This window comes from Streptosporangium sp. NPDC020145, from assembly GCF_040631275.1.
Lineage (GTDB): Bacteria > Actinomycetota > Actinomycetes > Streptosporangiales > Streptosporangiaceae > Streptosporangium.
Genome location: NZ_JBEXZT010000003.1, coordinates 23,021 through 39,029, shown reverse-complemented (window position 1 = coordinate 39,029; position 16,009 = coordinate 23,021). Strand labels below are relative to the sequence as shown.

The 16,009-nt window shown below is 70.2% G+C and carries 17 protein-coding genes; 9 read left to right on the top strand and 8 right to left on the bottom strand.

What is annotated here, in order from left to right; all coding sequences use genetic code 11:
• Positions 1–146 precede the first annotated feature (146 nt).
• The gene (locus ABZ463_RS05655) at positions 147–971 is read right to left on the bottom strand and encodes a nuclease-related domain-containing protein (protein WP_352010690.1); all 825 of its coding nucleotides are present in this window, start codon (positions 969–971) and stop codon (positions 147–149) included.
• A 299-nt stretch (positions 972–1,270) separates the two neighbouring features.
• Between ABZ463_RS05655 and ABZ463_RS05650 the strand changes: the two genes are divergently transcribed.
• The 3 genes from ABZ463_RS05650 to ABZ463_RS05640 are packed head-to-tail and all read left to right on the top strand — an operon-like array spanning position 1,271 to position 2,619.
• Positions 1,271–1,567, top strand: coding sequence for a hypothetical protein (locus ABZ463_RS05650; RefSeq protein WP_352010691.1), 297 nt, complete (start codon positions 1,271–1,273; stop codon positions 1,565–1,567).
• Positions 1,568–1,598: 31 nt separating this feature from the next.
• Positions 1,599–1,970 carry a DUF5130 family protein gene (locus ABZ463_RS05645; protein WP_352010692.1) on the top strand — a complete coding sequence of 124 codons (372 nt, stop codon included), beginning with the start codon at positions 1,599–1,601 and terminating at the stop codon, positions 1,968–1,970.
• A gap of 19 nt (positions 1,971–1,989) precedes the next feature.
• Complete coding sequence (locus tag ABZ463_RS05640; RefSeq protein ID WP_352010693.1) at positions 1,990–2,619, top strand: hypothetical protein; 630 nt, start codon at positions 1,990–1,992, stop codon at positions 2,617–2,619.
• Between the two features lie 6 nt (positions 2,620–2,625).
• Here ABZ463_RS05640 and ABZ463_RS05635 read toward each other — a convergent pair whose 3' ends face one another.
• Both ABZ463_RS05635 and ABZ463_RS05630 read right to left on the bottom strand, forming a co-directional pair.
• On the bottom strand, positions 2,626–3,588 hold the full coding sequence (locus ABZ463_RS05635; protein ID WP_362773367.1) for a hypothetical protein: 963 nt from the start codon (positions 3,586–3,588) through the stop codon (positions 2,626–2,628).
• Positions 3,589–3,600: 12 nt separating this feature from the next.
• A complete protein-coding gene (locus tag ABZ463_RS05630; RefSeq protein ID WP_362773364.1) occupies positions 3,601–5,121 on the bottom strand; it encodes a serine/threonine-protein kinase in 1,521 nt (506 codons plus the stop codon).
• A gap of 117 nt (positions 5,122–5,238) precedes the next feature.
• On the opposite strand from ABZ463_RS05630, the gene ABZ463_RS05625 reads away from it, so the two are divergent.
• Positions 5,239–5,958, top strand: a complete 720-nt coding sequence (locus ABZ463_RS05625) for a winged helix-turn-helix domain-containing protein (RefSeq protein WP_352010696.1) — start codon at positions 5,239–5,241, stop codon at positions 5,956–5,958.
• A 63-nt stretch (positions 5,959–6,021) separates the two neighbouring features.
• Here ABZ463_RS05625 and pepN read toward each other — a convergent pair whose 3' ends face one another.
• Positions 6,022–8,589, bottom strand: a complete 2,568-nt coding sequence (gene pepN / locus ABZ463_RS05620) for an aminopeptidase N (RefSeq protein ID WP_362773360.1) — start codon at positions 8,587–8,589, stop codon at positions 6,022–6,024.
• A 221-nt stretch (positions 8,590–8,810) separates the two neighbouring features.
• Between pepN and ABZ463_RS05615 the strand changes: the two genes are divergently transcribed.
• The 3 genes from ABZ463_RS05615 (at position 8,811) to ABZ463_RS05605 (ending at position 11,576) form a co-directional block, all read left to right on the top strand.
• Complete coding sequence (locus ABZ463_RS05615; protein WP_352010698.1) at positions 8,811–9,431, top strand: disulfide bond formation protein DsbA; 621 nt, start codon at positions 8,811–8,813, stop codon at positions 9,429–9,431.
• Positions 9,432–9,620: 189 nt separating this feature from the next.
• Positions 9,621–11,030, top strand: coding sequence for an aldehyde dehydrogenase family protein (locus ABZ463_RS05610; RefSeq protein ID WP_362773357.1), 1,410 nt, complete (start codon positions 9,621–9,623; stop codon positions 11,028–11,030).
• A 108-nt stretch (positions 11,031–11,138) separates the two neighbouring features.
• On the top strand, positions 11,139–11,576 hold the full coding sequence (locus ABZ463_RS05605) for a hypothetical protein (RefSeq protein WP_362773354.1): 438 nt from the start codon (positions 11,139–11,141) through the stop codon (positions 11,574–11,576).
• A gap of 13 nt (positions 11,577–11,589) precedes the next feature.
• On the opposite strand, the gene def is transcribed toward ABZ463_RS05605, so the two are convergent.
• A complete protein-coding gene (gene def, locus ABZ463_RS05600; protein ID WP_352010701.1) occupies positions 11,590–12,078 on the bottom strand; it encodes a peptide deformylase in 489 nt (162 codons plus the stop codon).
• 97 nt (positions 12,079–12,175) lie between these two features.
• On the opposite strand from def, the gene ABZ463_RS05595 reads away from it, so the two are divergent.
• The gene (locus ABZ463_RS05595) at positions 12,176–12,643 is read left to right on the top strand and encodes a ribose-5-phosphate isomerase (RefSeq protein WP_352010702.1); all 468 of its coding nucleotides are present in this window, start codon (positions 12,176–12,178) and stop codon (positions 12,641–12,643) included.
• Here ABZ463_RS05595 and ABZ463_RS05590 read toward each other — a convergent pair.
• Entirely contained in the window at positions 12,622–12,819 is a 198-nt protein-coding gene (locus ABZ463_RS05590; RefSeq protein WP_352010703.1) for a hypothetical protein, read from the bottom strand. The genes ABZ463_RS05595 and ABZ463_RS05590 overlap by 22 nt on opposite strands.
• 37 nt (positions 12,820–12,856) lie before the next feature.
• Complete coding sequence (locus ABZ463_RS05585; RefSeq protein WP_362773349.1) at positions 12,857–14,089, bottom strand: GNAT family N-acetyltransferase; 1,233 nt, start codon at positions 14,087–14,089, stop codon at positions 12,857–12,859.
• Positions 14,090–14,207: 118 nt separating this feature from the next.
• Here ABZ463_RS05585 and ABZ463_RS05580 point away from each other — a divergent pair, with 118 nt between their 5' ends.
• Positions 14,208–15,323 (top strand): PP2C family protein-serine/threonine phosphatase, encoded by a 1,116-nt coding sequence (locus ABZ463_RS05580; RefSeq protein ID WP_352010705.1) that lies wholly within the window; start codon positions 14,208–14,210, stop codon positions 15,321–15,323.
• 8 nt (positions 15,324–15,331) lie between these two features.
• On the opposite strand, the gene ABZ463_RS05575 is transcribed toward ABZ463_RS05580, so the two are convergent.
• On the bottom strand, positions 15,332–15,937 hold the full coding sequence (locus ABZ463_RS05575; RefSeq protein ID WP_352010706.1) for a response regulator transcription factor: 606 nt from the start codon (positions 15,935–15,937) through the stop codon (positions 15,332–15,334).
• Between the last annotated feature and the right edge of the window lie 72 nt (positions 15,938–16,009).

The window sequence follows — 16,009 nt, the reverse complement described above, 5'->3', positions numbered from 1 at the left end:
GAGGCTTCTCCCATCATCGAAACCGTGTCCTCAAATGGTACGGCCATCGCCCGGTGCGTGAGACGGGCGTCCACGGCGCGAGACACGAACCCCGGGACCTCGGCAGGGGGGAGTCCCGGGGCGCGTGGAGGAACGGTGAGAAGGGATCAGGGCTCGGGGTAACGGGCGGGCAGGACCCGCTCGGCGGCCTCGTAGATCTCGTCGATCTCGGCGTCGGTGAGCGACCGCTCGCGCTTGGTGATCCACTTACGGACACGGCCGCCGTCGAAGACGTCCACATCACGCACCGTGAGGACCTTCCACGGGATCGCCGGGCCGTAGATCGCGAGGGAGGGAATGATCGTCACCTCGTGGCCGAGCGCCTCACCGATCAGTTCGGAGGCTCTGGAGGCCTCCCAGCGCGCCTCGTCGAGACGGGGCTTCTGGTTGAAGGGGCCGTGGAACAGCTTGCGGTGCGACTGGACGCGGACCGGAAGGCGCTTGTCCCATTTCTCCGAGTCGACGGCGTAGACCCCCGTCGGGCCGACCACCAGGTGGTCGATCTGGGCCTCGCTCTCGGGGATCGCGCGGGCGTGCAGGCTTCGGTAGCCGCCCCGCTCCATCCTCTTGAGCTGCGCCTCGGTCTGACGCTCCGCGACCGAGCCGCGACGCCAGGCGGGCACGGTCGAGTGGGTGCGGGCCCGCAGTACGGTGTCGACGATCGCGCCGATGATCGCGCAGGTGACGCCCAGCCGTATGTCGGAGAAGAGGATGCCTCCGACGACGCCCGAGGCGACCGCGACCAGGACACGTCGTCTGAGATGGCCGTAGCGGGGGTCGTCGAGCAGGACGCGCAGCGAGGTGCGCTCGACGGGCGCGTACTCGGACGCGGGTGTGGCGGGTCGAGACGGCGGCCTGTCGTCGGCCGTGCGGTCGCCGACCCAAATGGGTGACGTAGTGTTACCGTCTTCTGGTGCCTGACCGGAATCCACGTGACTCACCGTAGCTGACGCCTATGTGGGTGCCTAGTATTGCGTTTCTCATACTTTTGTGGCCTTCGCCTTTCGCATGACGTTTATCCGAACCGGGTATGTCTGTTGTTTCTCTCTAGAGAACCCAGGTCGTTCGCGAGAAGGCGTCGTCCGCTACGTGATCTTACCGTTCCCGGCGTTCCCGGGCCCCGAGAACGCCGGAAGCCGCAGGTCGTCACCTGGACGCCATGTGAGGGCCGTGAGCGGCGAGGTCACGGACAGGACTCGACGGGTCGGCGGCGTGGATCTACCGTGGACCTGTGGACACGATCCAGGTCATGGAGCTCCTGTTCGGTGCCTCCGGCGGCCTGTTCCTGATCATCAGTGCCTTTGTCCTGCTTCCCGGCAGGATGCGCGCGAGCGCGATCAGGGGCACCTCGGCGGCCGCGGTGTGGTTCGGCGGTCCGTTCCGCAGCGAGCGGGAGGCGCTCTCCTCGGGCCAGGTCCTGGTCGACCCCGTGCCGTCTGCGAATCTCGCCCCCGAAGTCGACTGGGTGGCCCTGGCCCGGGTCTCCGAGCCGGGCAGACGGGTCGGAGGGGCTTCTGCGGCATGGTGAGGACGCGGCATGGTGAGGAAACAGTGAGGACATGCTGACGGTCGGTGGCCTCACCTCGACGCAGGCCCGTGACATCCGGCAGGCGATGCGCGTGGCGGAGCGCCGCAGCGGCCTGCGCTTCGCCGTCTACCTCGGCCCCGCGCTCGGGCCGCGCCGCCACTTCTCCGAACGGCTGCACGCCGCGCTGGGGGAGGAGGCGGACACGGCCGTGCTCGTGTTCGTCGATCCCGACGCCAGGGCGGTCGAGGTGGTCACCGGTCCCGTCGCCAGGCTGAGACTGGGCGACGGTGAGTGCCGCGTCGCCGCGGTCTCGATGGCGACGGCCTTCGGTGGCGGCAACCTCGTCGGCGGACTTGTCACAGGAATGTGGATGCTCGCCGATCTGGCTTCCCGGCGCAGGTGAGTTCTCGGATAATGCGGGCGTGCTGAAGATCGGGCGTGATTCCCAAGGCGTCCCACGGGAGGGCGAGGTGGCCCAGGAGAGGGACGAGGTGCTCTCCTATCTCGACGAGGTCCTGGCGGAGGTGCGCGCGGACAACCGAGGGCAGAACCGGAAGGCGGTCGCGCTGCTGGTCGCGGCCGTCCTCGCCGCGGTCGTCGCGGGGATGCTGAAACCGGGAGTCCTGCCCGGCCAGGTGGAGTGGCTGTGGTGGACGGGAGCGTTCTTCTGCACGATGGGCGCGGTGATGCTCGTCGGCGCGTTGCATCCGCTCAGCTCGGGACTCGCGGGCAGGAGCATCGAGCGCCGCCGTTCGTACGCGGGCCGTCTGCACACCTGGAGCCCGCCCGTCCGGCAGGAGGACGAGGACCGGACGCGGAGCGGCAGGTCGCGCGGAGCCTTCTCCGACGAGGCCCTCGCCGAGCTGTGGGCGAGACTGGGCGGCCAGGACACCCGGGCCGGCGCCGACGACCTGGTGCTGCGGATCAGGAGGCTCGGCGCCGTGGCGCAGGCCAAGGACCGCTACATCCGCAGAGGGATGCTCCTGTTCCTCGTGGCCGCGGCCTGCTGCCTGTTCGCCGTCGCCGTCGGCCAGGCCATCCTGGGCGCCTGAGGGCCTTCAGGAGCGCAGGAGCCGTACCAGGTGGGTGCTGATGTCCGACAGGAGCGTCGAGGGCGTCGTCGGAGCGGTGGCGATCGCGGAGAACAGGCTGGGCAGGCCCGCGAGCGGGAAGCCGTCGTCCTCCGTCGCGGTGTTGCCGATCTCGTTCTTGGCCAGGATCGTACGGCTGCGCTCCCAGGCGTCGAGCACCTCCTCGGGAGAGGGAACGCCGAACCCGTGACCGACGGGGGCGGCGTGGCGCAGCCGTACGAGGGGGGTGTCGGCGAAGGTCAGCGCGACCCTCGCCCGCGTGGACAGGTCATCGCGGCGGGAGGGCTCGATCCATTCCATCGCGGAGCACGGGGTGCGGCAGGTCGCGACACAGGTGGCGAGCGCGCCCGCGACCTGGCTGTGCTGGCGGTCGAAGTAGGCCCGCCAGCCCTCCCCCGGCTCCCCGGCGACCCGCAGGGTCCGGTTGGCCGCCGACTGCTCGGCCTTGGTGTGGTCGCACTCGCGTTCGCCGATGACCCCGAAACGACTGCCCGGCGCGGCCAGCCCGGGCGGCCAGCGAGCCGGGTCGCCGGCGTTGCCGAGCACCGGTTCGAAGGCGAGCAGCGGGAGATACTCGCTGGCGATGTGCAGCGCGGCGACCATCGGGCTCAGCTCACGCCTGTGCCACCGGATCGCGATCACTTCGAGCAGCAGCGCGTAGGCCGGGCGCAGTGACTCAAGCGCTCCGCGCGGCTGCTCCTTCGGTGTCTGCGGCATGGTGCACGCCCGTGCCCGCCGCCTCAGGTCCGCGGGCACGGACCGCGCCTCGGCGGCGAAGTCCTCCGCGTCCAGCGACATGAGCCGCTGCCCGAACTCGCACACCGCCTCGATCTCGTCCGCCCCGGCCACGACGTCCGCCGCGAGTGCCCCGACGTCGGCGAAGGCGTACCTCCGGGCCAGGGACACGAGCAGATCACGGGCCGATTCCACTTGATCACCCTTTCACGGTCGGTGAACGACGGCGATGTCGTACTGCGCAAAATATGGCTTTTCGGCGTCCTTCCAGGAAGTGCCTATTCTTATCATCGTTTGGCGGCCGACCAGACCACGGGGCAGTGACCGGGAACCCGTCAGGGGCAGATAGGCCCTCAGATAGAGGCCGACCCTGGCGACGTGCTCACGCCACCGCGCGGGCACCCCTCCAGCCTGCCGTACGGCATCGGACGAGCTGCGGTAGAGACCGGCCAGATTCAGCGCGGGGTCGCCGGGCACGTCCCGTATCCGGGGGCCGAGCGTGCACAGGAACCTGCCGATCGCGGGGATGGCGATCTCCGGGTCCATCGCCCCGGCCAGGGGCGATCGCGAGTAGTTCGGCGGCAGGTAGGCGGCCAGGACGTCGGGTGTCCAGCGGGCGATGCCGTACTCGCCGGCGGTGGCGTCGGCGAGGTCACGGTCGAAGCCGCTCTCCGCCTTGAGCATCGCGGCGACGAGCGCGGGGCTGAGGCCGGGGACACCGGTGCACCAGGTGCCCGCCTCGACGATGGCCGCGCGGTAACGCCCCGGGAGGTCGGCGTCCGGCCGCAGCCACCGTCCGTAGTCCTGGTCGTCCCTGGTCAGGGCCAGCGCGACACCTCCGGCCACGGCGGCCGCGGCCAGGGCGAGCGCGACCGGTGGACGCCACCCCGGCCTGAAGGGGACACGTCGTGCGCGTTCCCGCACCCGTGTGCCGTCCGCGGTCTCGCCGCCCGGGGAGGAGGCCTCCTCACGGGCGGCCCGGGCCAGCGCCGCGGCGAAGGAACGGACGTTCGGCCACCGCTGCGCGCGGTCGTCGGCGAGTCCCCGGGCGACGACGTCGCCGACGGGGCCGGGGAAGGAGCCCGCCATCCCGCCGGGCGGCCCGCCGGTGAACAGGTGGTGGGCCACCGCGGCCAGGCCGTACACGTCGGCGCGTTCGTCGGGGAGGGAGCCGGGCCGCAGCTGCTCGGGCGCCATGTAGCCGGGGGTGCCGCCGCCGACCGTGAGCCCGGAGGTCTGGGCGAGCTCACCCGCGATGCCGAGGTCGGCGACGAGCAGCCGCTCCCCGCCGGCGGGCAGGGAGCGGACCAGGATGTTGGCGGGCTTGAGGTCACGGTGGACGATGCCGTTGTCGTGCAGCGCGGCCACCCCCGCGGCGATCTGGAGCACCTGTTCGACCGCCTCCGCCCACGGCACGGGGCCGACGGCCAGGCGGTCGCGCAGGGTGCCGCGGTCGGCGTAGCCCATGACGAAGAACGGCCGTCCGTCGGGCAGCGCGCCGACGTCGTGGACCTGCACCACGTGAGGGGAGTCGGCCCTGCGGATCATCCGGGCCTCCTGGGTGAAGCGCCTGCGTATCCGCCGGTGGTCGGCCCAGTGGGCGGCCAGCACCTTCACCGCGACGGGAGCGCTCAGGTCGTCGTCATGCGCGAGCCACACCGTGGCGAACGCGCCTTGGCCGAGGAACCGCTCCACGCGGTAGCGGCCGATGGTCGGGGGGACTTCCATGCACTCATCGTTACCATGCAATGACCGTGCGTCAGCGCATCTCGCGGCGCGGCTCGCGGTCCCGTTTTCCTCCCCTTTCCTCTGCGGAGGGTCACCGGGTACGCGAGGATCGTCACCGTGAGTATCCGTAAGCTTTCAGGAATCCTCGTCCAGAGGGGGGAGCAGGTGCTGGAGCTCGCTCCCGGCGAGCATGTCACCTTCGGCAGGGGAGCGGTCGACCTGGTGCTGCCCGACCTTTCCGTCTCCCGGCTCGCCGGACGGATCGACGCGGTTGACGACTACTGGACGATCTCCAACCTGAGCCGCCGCTCCACCTACGTGGTGGACACCCCGGAGGGGGACGGTGAGTTCGTCAGGGTGCCCGCGGGACGGATGCGCGCCCCGATCCCCTTCGAGCTGGGCAGGGTACGGCTGTCCGGGGACCCGTCAGGAGGTATGGCGTCGTTCCTGGTGTTCGCCCCCGAACACGTCCTTCTCCGCCCCGACGCCCCCAGACGCGAGCGGGAGACGGCGCAGACCGTTCCGCTGGACGCCACCGCGACCTACTTCCTGATCCTGGTCGCCCTCTGTGAACCACGGCTGCGCGATCCGCTCTGCGGCGTCGTCCCGACCATTCCGGAGATCATCATCCGGCTGGCCCACCTCGGGCTGGGCCGTTCCGCGGTCAACTTTCACATCGACTATCTCGCCAGGGTGAAGCTCCAGGTGAGGATGCCGGAGCGGCCGGTGAGGCCCGACTGGCGACGCGTCGCGCTGGTGTCCCTCGCGCTGCGGCACGACCTGGTGACGACCGAGCACCTGGCGTTGCTCGAAACGCGAAGCCACATCCTGCCCTGACACCTGACGCCCCTCATCGAACGAGGACGAGGGGCGTCGGGTCGTCACGCGGAACCCGGTCGCTCAGGCCGCGGAGGCGTCCTTCGCCTGGGCGCGCAGGGCACGACTGATGCCGTCGGCGCCCTCGAGCAGCAGCCGTCGCAGTGCCTGCGGAGGCTGGCTCTCCGAGATCAGGTCCTGGGTCCTGGCCACCGTCTCCGGTGAGATCGCCAGGATGGGGTAGCAGCCGTTGGCGAAGTTCTGGGCGCTGTCGGAGGTCCAGGACTTCCAGATCCCGCCGATCTCCTCGAAGTAGCGCTCCGCGTACGGGTCGAGCAGGTCCGGGTGGCGTGGGTCCACGAAGCCCAGGATCGTCGAACGCAGCAGGGCGCCGCTCAGCCCGCCCTCGGTGATGGCGGCCCACGCGGCGGCCTTGCCCTCGGGCGTCGGGATCGCGGCCCTGGCCAGCGCCGCGGAGCGCTCACCGGTCGCGGTCGCGTCACGCTGCAGCTCCCGCGCGATGTCCTCCTCGCCGAGAACGCCCGCGGACACCAGGGCCTGGACCAGCGTCCAGCGCAGGTCGGCGTCCACGGTCAGCCCTTCGAGGGTGGCCGAGCCGTCGAGCAGGCCCTTCAGGAAGGCCAGGTCCTCCTCGTTGGAGGCGACGGCCGACAGGGCGTTGACGTAGGCGAGCTGGTGGTCGGAGCCGGGCTCGGCGGAGGCGACGAGCGAGCGCAGGCGCGCGGCCAGCGACGCCAGGCCCTCCTCACGCCAGGACGGGTCGGCGTACTGCTGGACGGCCAGGCGCGCCTGGCGCAGCACCGTCTGGGCGACGGTGATGTCCTTGACCGACTCGATGCCCGAGTTCACCAGCGCGACGTAGTCGCGGGTGGACATCTCGGCGTCACGGGTCATGTCCCACGCCGCCGACCAGCACAGGGCGCGCGGCAGCGACTCGGTGAACCTGGCGATGCCGCCGTCGACCAGGGTCTGCAGCGAACGCCCGTCGAGCCTGACCTTCGCGTAGGTCAGGTCGTCGTCGTTGATCAGGACCAGGTCCGGCTGGGGCTCACCGACCAGCTCGGCGACCGCGGTGCGGGCGCCGACCACGTCGAGCTCGACCCGCCGGGTGCGGACCAGGGCGCCCTCCCGCAGGGAGTACAGGCCGATGGCGACGCGGTGCGAACGCAGCGTCGGGTAGTCGGCCGGGGCCTCCTGCAGCACGTCGAACTCCAGGAAACGCCCCTCGGCGTCGGTGGTGAACGACGGACGCAGCGTGTTGACCCAGGAGGTCTCCAGCCACTCCTTCGACCAGGAGGACAGGTCGCGCCCCGAGGTGCGCTCAAGCGCGCCGAGCAGGTCGGCGAGCGTCGTGTTGCCCCAGGCGTGCTCGTTGAAGTAGTCGCGGACACCGGCCAGGAAGTTGTCCAGGCCCACGTAGGCGACGAGCTGCTTGAGCACCGAGGCGCCCTTGGCGTAGGTGATGCCGTCGAAGTTGACCTCGACGGCGTGCATGTCGACGATGTCGGCGGCGATCGGGTGCGTCGAGGGCAGCTGGTCCTGGCGGTAGGCCCAGGCCTTCTCCACGTTGGCGAACGTCGTCCAGGCGCCCTGGCCCCAGCGGGTCGCCTCCGCCTGGCACAGCACCGAGGCGTAGGTGGCGAACGACTCGTTCAGCCACAGGTCGTCCCACCAGCGCATGGTCACCAGGTCGCCGAACCACATGTGCGCCATCTCGTGCAGGATCGTCTCCGCACGGCGCTCGATGATCGCGTCGGTGACGCGCGAGCGGAAGACGTAGTCCTCAAGGAAGGTCACGCAGCCCGCGTTCTCCATCGCGCCCGCGTTGAACTCCGGTACGAACAGCTGGTCGTACTTGCCGAAGGGGTAGCGGATGCCGAAGACCCGGTGGAAGAAGTCGAAGCCCTGCCTGGTGACCTCGAAGAGGTTGTCGGCGTCGAGGTGCTCGGCGAGCGAGGCCCGGCAGTACAGGCCGAGCGGGATGCCGTCGTGCTCGGAGGTCACCTTGTGGTACGGCCCGGCGCACAGCGCGGTGATGTAGGTGGAGATCGCCGGGGTCGGCGGGAAGTGCCAGCGCCTGGCGGCCTGGAGTGTGCCGTGACGGCCGCTGTGCTCCTGGAGCTCCTCGGCCGACTCGGGCGCCGCGTTGGAGATCACCTCCCAGGAGGAGGGGGCGAGCACGGTCAGCTCGAAGGTGGCCTTGAGGTCCGGCTGGTCGAAACAGGCGTACATCCGGTGTGCGTCGGCCGTCTCGAACTGGCTGTGCAGGTAGACGCTGTCGTCGACCGGGTCGACGAAGCGGTGCAGGCCCTCCCCGGTGCGCATGTAGGAGCAGTCGGCGTCGACGCGCAGCTCGTTGCTCTCGGCCAGGTTCGGCAGCGGCAGCCGTCCGGTCTCCGGGTCGTAGGTGTCCACGTCGAGCTCGACGCCGTTCAGCACGGCCTTCCTGACCTTGGCCCCCGCCAGGTCGATGAAGGTTTCCGCGCCGGGACGGGTGCCGGTGAAGCGAACCGTGGTGATACTTTCGAAGCGTTCGTCTCCCTCGGTCAGATCGAGCTCCACGACATACGACTGCACGCTGATCAGCCGTGCGCGCTCCCGCGCCTCGTCACGGGTCAGATTGCCTGCCACTACCGCTCCCTCGTCAACAAATTCCCCCGCTTCGTTGCGAAGGGGTGCCTGAATCCTGCCACGTGAGGCCCTGGATCGTCGCCCCCGCCGGCCTGGGAGTCGACTGTCGATCATGTTCGGGGATAAAGGGGCCGGTCAAGGTGATAACCCGTCGTAGGAATAGGAAACTCGGTGATGCGGGTTGTCGCTGTGCGAAGCCCTCACGATCAGAAAGCTGAGAGATGACTGAGCGCACTCCGGTCGACCTCTGGTTCGACCCCTTCTGCCCCTTCGCATGGATGACCTCCCGCTGGCTGCTGGAGGTGGAGAAGGTGCGGCCCATCGAGCCGCGCTGGCACATCATGAGCCTCAACATCCTCAACGAGGACAAGGACGTCCCCGAGACCTACCGCGAGATGATCGCCAGGGCCATCGGCCCGGTTCGCGTGGTCGCCGCCGTGCAGGACAAGTACGACTCGGAGACGGTCGGCAGGCTCTACACCGAGCTCGGCACACGCCTGCACAACCAGGGCAGGCTCAAGGAACTCGACAGCCTCCGCGAGACCGTCGAGGAGGCCCTTGAGGCCGCCGGGCTTGAGCGGGCCTTCGCGGACGCGATGGACTCCGAGGAGTTCGACGAGATCCTGCGCGCCTCCCACAACGACGGCATCAACCGGGTCGGCCAGGAGGTCGGCACCCCGGTCATCGCCGTCGGGGACGTCGCCTTCTTCGGTCCGGTCGTCTCTCCGGCCCCGAAGGGCGAGGAGGCGGCCAAACTCTGGGACGGCGTCAGGCTCGTCGCGGGCATCGACGGCTTCTTCGAGCTCAAGCGCTCCCGCACCCGGCCTCCGATCTTCGACTGAGCCCGGCCGGTCCGGCGTCCCGCCGTCTCCCGGCCCGGCGGGACGCGCGCCGCCCGGATGTCACGAGTTCTCATGGATCTCAAGGATTCCCCACTCGGGGGAGCGCCTGGCCGTACGCTCGTCGCGAAGGCGGACGGACGCGGCCCGTGGAGCCCTCGTCCCGCCACCACTCGCGCGAGGATGAGAGACATGCGTCATCTGTACCTGAACGGAGCATGGCGGCCGTCGGCGTCCGGCGAGGGGTTCGACGTCGTCAATCCCGCGACCGAGGAGACGATCGACCGCGTTCCCGCGGGTTCCCCCGCCGACGTCGAGGTCGCCGTCGCCGCCGCCCGTGAGGCCCTGCCCGCGTGGTCGGCCACGGCTCCCGCGGAACGGGCCCGCCTGTTGAACGCCGCGGCCGGCCTGATCCGGGACCGCGCCGACCGGATCGCGAGCGTCATCGCCACCGACGTGGGCACCCCGTACGGCATCGCGACGCGGGTGCAGACGCTCCTGCCCGCGGAGGTGCTGTCCTCCTACGCCGGACTGGCCGAGAGCTACGACTTCGAGGGCGGCAGGGTCGGCAACTCCCTTGTCCTGAGAGAGCCCGCCGGGGTCGTCGGAGCCATCACCCCGTGGAACTACCCGCTGCACCAGGCCGTGGCCAAGGTCGCCCCCGCCCTGGCCGCCGGATGCACGGTGGTGCTCAAACCCAGCGAGGTCGCGCCGCTGGCCGTGTTCGCGCTGGCCGAGATCCTCGACGAGGTCGGGCTGCCGCGCGGGGTCTTCAACATGCTCAGCGGCCGGGGCCCGGTCGTCGGTGAGGCACTGGTCACCCATCCCGACGTGGACATGGTCTCCTTCACCGGCTCGACCAGGGCGGGCAGAAGGGTCGCGGCCCTGGCCGCGGAGACCGTCAAGCGCGTGACCCTCGAACTCGGCGGCAAGTCGGCCAGTGTCGTGCTGCCGGACGCCGACCTGGAGACCGCGGTCAAGGCGACCGTGGCCAACGCCTTCCTCAACTCCGGCCAGACCTGCTCGGCCTGGACCCGCATGATCGTCCACCGCGACCAGTACGACCAGGCCGTCTGGCTGGCGGCCGAGATCGCCAAGGCCCACACCGTGGGCGACCCCTTCGACGAGGGCACCCGGCTCGGTCCCCTGGTCTCGGCCGCGCAGCGTGAGCGGGTCGTGCGCTACATCAACCGGGGTGAGGAGGAGGGTGCCAGGCTGGTCACGGGCGGCACCGACAACCCCTGTGAGCAGGGCTTCTACGTCGAGCCGACGGTCTTCGCCGGTGTCGAGCCCGGGATGGTCATCGAGCAGGAGGAGATCTTCGGCCCGGTCCTGGTGATCGTCCCCTACAGCCGGGGCGAGGACGAGGCCGTCGCCATCGCCAACGGCACGCCGTACGGCCTGGCGGGCGCGGTGTGGGCGGGGGAGGAGAAGCACGCGCTCTCGGTCGCGCGCAGGCTGCGCGCGGGCCAGGTGACGGTCAACGGGGGCAGGTTCAACCCGCTCGCACCCTTCGGGGGATACAAGCAGTCAGGTATCGGCAGGGAACTGGGCCAGTCCGGGCTTGAGGAGTTCCTGGAGACCAAGGCGATCCAACTGTAGGCCGATGTCCGGTATCGGACGGTCAGCAAGGGACATCCTGGGTAAAACCCTCCGGAAGGATTCGTAAGGACCTGCACGTAAGGCATCGCCTCTGCCGGAGGGCGCCGCATGAGACTGGGCACCACACGTCTGACCGCCTTCGACCTGGTGATCGTCGCCGGAGGACTGCTGCTGGTGGTGCTGGCCGCGCAGAACCTCGGTCCCGCCCTGGCGGCGCTGCGCGGGGTGGGCACCTGGGGCACCTTCACCGCCAGGCGGGTCGAGTGTGTCTCCCACCCCGGCCACGAGCAGTGCACCTGGACGGGGGAGTTCAGAGGCGGCCGGGTCGTCCGGCCGGAGGTCGGTTTCTACGGAGGTGACCGCGACACCTTCACCCCCGGCCAGACCGTCAGGGCGTTCGACACAGGCCGCCAGGGCCACGTGTACGGCGAAGGCGGCTCCAACGAGTGGATCGTGGTCGTCCTGCTGCTGGCCGCGGGGCTCGGCCTGATGTCCTGGCCCCTCCTTCGCCTTCGCCGCCGCCCCTCCGCTGAGCCTTCCCCCTGAGGGGCGGGCGCGCTCAGCGAGCCTGGAGAAGGACCTTGCGGGCGGCGTCCTTGGCGAGGCGGTCGACGTACAGCATGCCGTCGAGGTGGTCGGTCTCGTGCTGGAAGCAGCGCGCGAGCATGCCCCTGGCCTTGATCTGGACCGGGCGGCCGAGCCGGTCGAGGCCGCGCACCGTGACTCCGGCGGCGCGGGGGGTCCCGGCGTAGATCGGGGTGCCGCTGTCCTTGCCGGGGATCGACAGGCAGCCCTCCTCTTCGAGGACCTCGGCGTCGTCGTCGACGGTCAGCACGGGGTTGATCACGTGCCCCTTGCGCTTGCTGCAGTCGTAGACGAAGATCCGCTTCGAGACGCCGATCTGAGGACCGGCGAGCCCGACGCCCTGCGCGGCGTACATCGTGTCGAACATCTCGTCGATCAGACGGCGCAGATCACGGTCGAACTCGGTGACCGGCTCGGCCGGCGTACGCAGGACCGGGTCGCCGACCACTCGGATGTCACGCATGAGGACTCTCTCTTGTAAGGGCTGAAGCGGTATGCCGACCGTTACCTTATCCGGGGTGGGGGTCGAGGCGGCCAGCCGTACCTGCGAAACTGGGCCTGTGCGTGTCTACATCGGTGCCGACCATGCCGGCTATGACCTCAAGAACCATCTCGTCTCCTGGCTCAAGGAGCACGGCCACGACGTGACGGACTGCGGGCCGTTCGTCTACGACGCCGAGGACGACTATCCCGTGTTCGTGCTGCGCGCGGCGCAGGGCGTCGCCGACGACTCGGGCAGCCTGGGAATCGTCATCGGCGGCTCGGGCAACGGCGAGCAGATCGCGGCGAACAAGGTGCGCGGCATCCGCGCGGCCCTGGCCTGGAGCGAGGACACGGCCAAGCTCGCCCGCGAGCACAACAACGCCAACGTGATCAGCGTCGGCGCCCGGATGCACACGCAGGAGGAGGCGGTCGGCTTCGTCGAGCTGTTCCTCACCACCCCCTACTCGGGTCAGGAGCGGCACAACCGCAGGATCGCCCAGCTGACGTCCTACGAGACGATCGGTCAGCTTCCGCCGCTGCCCTGACGTTCCTCCCCGGGCCTCGACGTGGAGGCCCGGCGGCGTGCGGAAGCCTGTCCGCGCTGTGTCTCATCCCGCAGGGGCCGTCTGTCGGCGGCCTCCTGCTGCTCACGCGTCGGCCGGGAGACGTCCCTGGCCCGCATGGCGACGGTCGCGTTGATCTGCAAGCTCTGCAGTGCCATGCCTCACCCTAACCCGCGTCGCGACGCAGGGGGAGGCTCAGAAGATCAGTCCGCACCAGGGAGCCGGGTCCCACGACATCGCGGCCGACAGCTGCCTGACCGCTCCCTCCCGCAGCTCGCGCACCACCCCGGCGGCCTGCACCGCCGCCAGCGGACGCCCGCCCAGATAGGCCGCGCCCAGTACGGAGACCGGCAGGACCACGTCGGCCTCGGCGTCGTCAGCGGGAACGCATCGGGCCTGCCGAGTGTCGGCCGACAGCCGCCAGCGGCGCGCGTTCCACGGGCAGACCGTGTCCTCGACCTCGATCACCACGTCCACGGGCGCCGAGTAACGCCGCAGGGGGAGCGCCCGCTCGACGTCCACGAGACGGACCCACAGCTCGTCCATCCACGCCGCGTTGAGGTGGCGGGGCTCGGCCAGCAGGTGGATCAGCGGGTCGTCCGGGGGACGCTGGGCCGTCCTGACCCGGGAGACCAGGTCACGGTCGAGAACGTGCCGCCAGAGCAGGGCGTAGGCGGCCGGGTCGAGGCCGACCAGTTCCTTGAGCCGCAACTCGCCGTCCGGCACGTCATGGGTGGTGAAGGCCAGCTTGATCCGGAAGATCGCGTAGCCACGGGGACCCTCGTCGTCCTCGACGACCACGGCGCGCAGCGGGCCGGCGCCGCCCTGATCGCTCTCCTGGTCCGACAGGAACGTGTCCCAGCGGGCCGGTGTGCGGGCGTAGAGCCCGGGACGGCTGTCGAGCTGGGCCTCGAAGACCTTCTCGAAGACGCTCCTGGCCGCCACGGGGTCGACGACGCGCAGCCGCAGCGAGGGATCGACCGGGGCGTGCCTGACGAAGGCCGAGCTGTGGGTGGGGATGTCGAAGGCGAGGTTGTCCGAGGCCCGGCCGTACCCGAAACGTCCGTAGATCGCGGCCTCGGAGGCGTACAGGGCGGCGATCGCCTCGCCCTGCTCGCGGAGCGCGCCGAGCTGGCGGGTCATCAGGCCGGACAGGACGCCCCTGCGGCGGTGCGAGGGCAGTACGGCGACAGCGGTGATACCCGCGACCGGGACCGGCCCGCCGGGCACCGTCATCGTGAAACCGCAGATGCAGGTGGCGCCGACGAGCTCCTCGCCGTCGAAGGCGCCGAGCGACCGGTCGAAGTCGATCAGTTCCTTGAACAGCTCACGCCGGTGCGGAGGGATGGGATTGCCGAAGGCCTCTTCGTCGGTCCGGATCCACGCCGGGTAATCGTTTTCGGTCAGGGGACGCAGGTTAAGGCTCATTTGTCCTACGGTATGGCGGACAAACCCTCCCGGCCATTCAATATCCGTCCTTAATGATCAAGGCATTGGTCAAGTGGGCTGCCCAAACGGGGTGCGGGCCGATACAGTCGAGCGCATCATGAGTTCCCGTCCGGTGCCGCTGATACCTCCGGCGCTCCGTGCGTTCCTGGTGAGGGTGCCCTTTCTGGTCCCTCTCGTACGGCTTCTGCGCCGCGGGCCGCTGGCCCGTGACCGTAACCTGCTCGTCACGCTGACCGTGCTCACCCTGGTGCTCGGTGGCCTGGCGGCCAGGGTCTCCGCGGAGTGGTTCTCACCCGCGCTCATGATCCCGATCACCCTCGTCGGCGGCCTGCAGCTCAGGCTCCGCAGCCTGGTCAAGCTGCTGTGCGCGGTCGCCGCCTGCCTGCTCTACGTGGGGATCGCCCTCGGCTTCAGGCACATCGGCCCCGGTCTGATGGCCACCTTCGGCTTCACCGGTGTGCTGGCCACGCTGATGGCCCGCACCAGGGGCAAGCTCGGCGTGCAGGGGCTGCGCGGTGACGCGATGCTGCTCGAACTACGCGACCGGCTCAAACGCCAGAGTGAGCTGCCCAGGCTGCCCAAGGGATGGGACTCACGGGTCGTGCTCACCCAGGCGGGTGGCTCCTCCTTCGGAGGTGACTTCCTGGTCTCCATGCGTGAGGGCGACACGGTCGAACTCGCCCTGGTGGACGTCTCGGGCAAGGGGGTCGACGCCGGGACCAGGGCGCTGATGCTCTCCGGGACCTTCGGCGGTCTGCTCGGCTCCGTCTCCGACTTCCTGGGCTCGTGCAACACCTACCTGCACCGTCAACGCGAGGCCGAGGGCTTCGTCACGGCCGTGCACGTACGGCTCAACCTCGCCACCGGCGAGTACGTCATCACCTCGGCGGGTCACCCTCCGGTGGTCAAGTTCGACTCGGGGGCGGGCGCCTGGCGGGTCTCCCCGGCCAAGGGCGTGGTCCTCGGCATCGTCCCCGATCTGCACTGCGAGCCCGACCGGGGGATGCTCCGCAAGGGTGACGCCCTCATGCTCTACACCGACGGGCTGATCGAGCAGCCGGGGCGCGACATCGACGCGGGGCTGGACCGCCTGCTCGGGGAGGCGGAACGACTGCTTCCCTCAGGCTTCCGCAGCGGGGCCCGCAGCCTGGTCTCCTCCATGTCGGCAGGGCACAACGACGACTGCGCGCTGATCCTCATCTGGCGTCCCTGAGCGAGGGCTCACAGCCACCCTGAGTCGCTGGCGATGCGTACGGCGTCGAGCCTGCTGCGGGCCCGGGTCTTGCACATGATCCGCGACAGATGGTTGCGGACCGTTCCAACGGAGAGGAAGAGCTGGTCGGCGATCTCGTTGGACCGCGCTCCGAGAGCGGCCAGCCTGAGCACGTCCATCTCCCTGCGGGTCAGCGGGTTCTCCGCGATCTCCAGGGCGGCGACGGCCAGTTCGGGATCGACGACCCGCTGCCCGGCCGCGACCCTGCGAACCCCCGAGGCGAGTTGCTCCGGGCTGACACCCAGGCTCATGAGCCCGAGCGCGTGCGCGGCGAAGGCCCGGCGGACCTGACCGGGCCTGGGGCGGTGCGAGACCAGCAGAACCCCGCAGCCAGGGGCCCGCGCGTGCAGATCGAGCGTGACGGCGAAGGCGTCGGCGCCGGGCAGGTCGAGATCGACGACGGCGGTCTCGGGGCGGTGTTCGAGGACCGCGGGCAGAACGGCGTCTCCCGTGCCGACCGCCGCGACGACCCTCATGCCCGCCTCGCCCTCCAGCGAGGCCACCAGGCCCCGGAGGACCACCGGCCGGTGCTCGGCAACCAGGATCCCGATCACGTTCGCCCCCTCGACAGCTCTCTCGCTGGGTCACCGAGCGGTCGCTCACTGTCAACGAAGTCTCTCCGCTCG

Excerpts from the sequence above, each read along its gene's own strand:
- ABZ463_RS05645 (WP_352010692.1), top strand. The coding sequence starts at position 1,599 with ATGCTGACGGTCGGTGGCCTCACCTCGACGCAGGCCCGTGACATCCGG.
- ABZ463_RS05630 (WP_362773364.1), bottom strand. The coding sequence starts at position 5,121 with ATGGAAGTCCCCCCGACCATCGGCCGCTACCGCGTGGAGCGGTTCCTC.
- ABZ463_RS05615 (WP_352010698.1), top strand. The coding sequence starts at position 8,811 with ATGACTGAGCGCACTCCGGTCGACCTCTGGTTCGACCCCTTCTGCCCC.
- ABZ463_RS05610 (WP_362773357.1), top strand. The coding sequence starts at position 9,621 with ATGCGTCATCTGTACCTGAACGGAGCATGGCGGCCGTCGGCGTCCGGC.
- ABZ463_RS05605 (WP_362773354.1), top strand. The coding sequence starts at position 11,139 with ATGAGACTGGGCACCACACGTCTGACCGCCTTCGACCTGGTGATCGTC.
- def (WP_352010701.1), bottom strand. The coding sequence starts at position 12,078 with ATGCGTGACATCCGAGTGGTCGGCGACCCGGTCCTGCGTACGCCGGCC.
- ABZ463_RS05590 (WP_352010703.1), bottom strand. The coding sequence starts at position 12,819 with ATGGCACTGCAGAGCTTGCAGATCAACGCGACCGTCGCCATGCGGGCC.
- ABZ463_RS05585 (WP_362773349.1), bottom strand. The coding sequence starts at position 14,089 with ATGAGCCTTAACCTGCGTCCCCTGACCGAAAACGATTACCCGGCGTGG.
- ABZ463_RS05580 (WP_352010705.1), top strand. The coding sequence starts at position 14,208 with ATGAGTTCCCGTCCGGTGCCGCTGATACCTCCGGCGCTCCGTGCGTTC.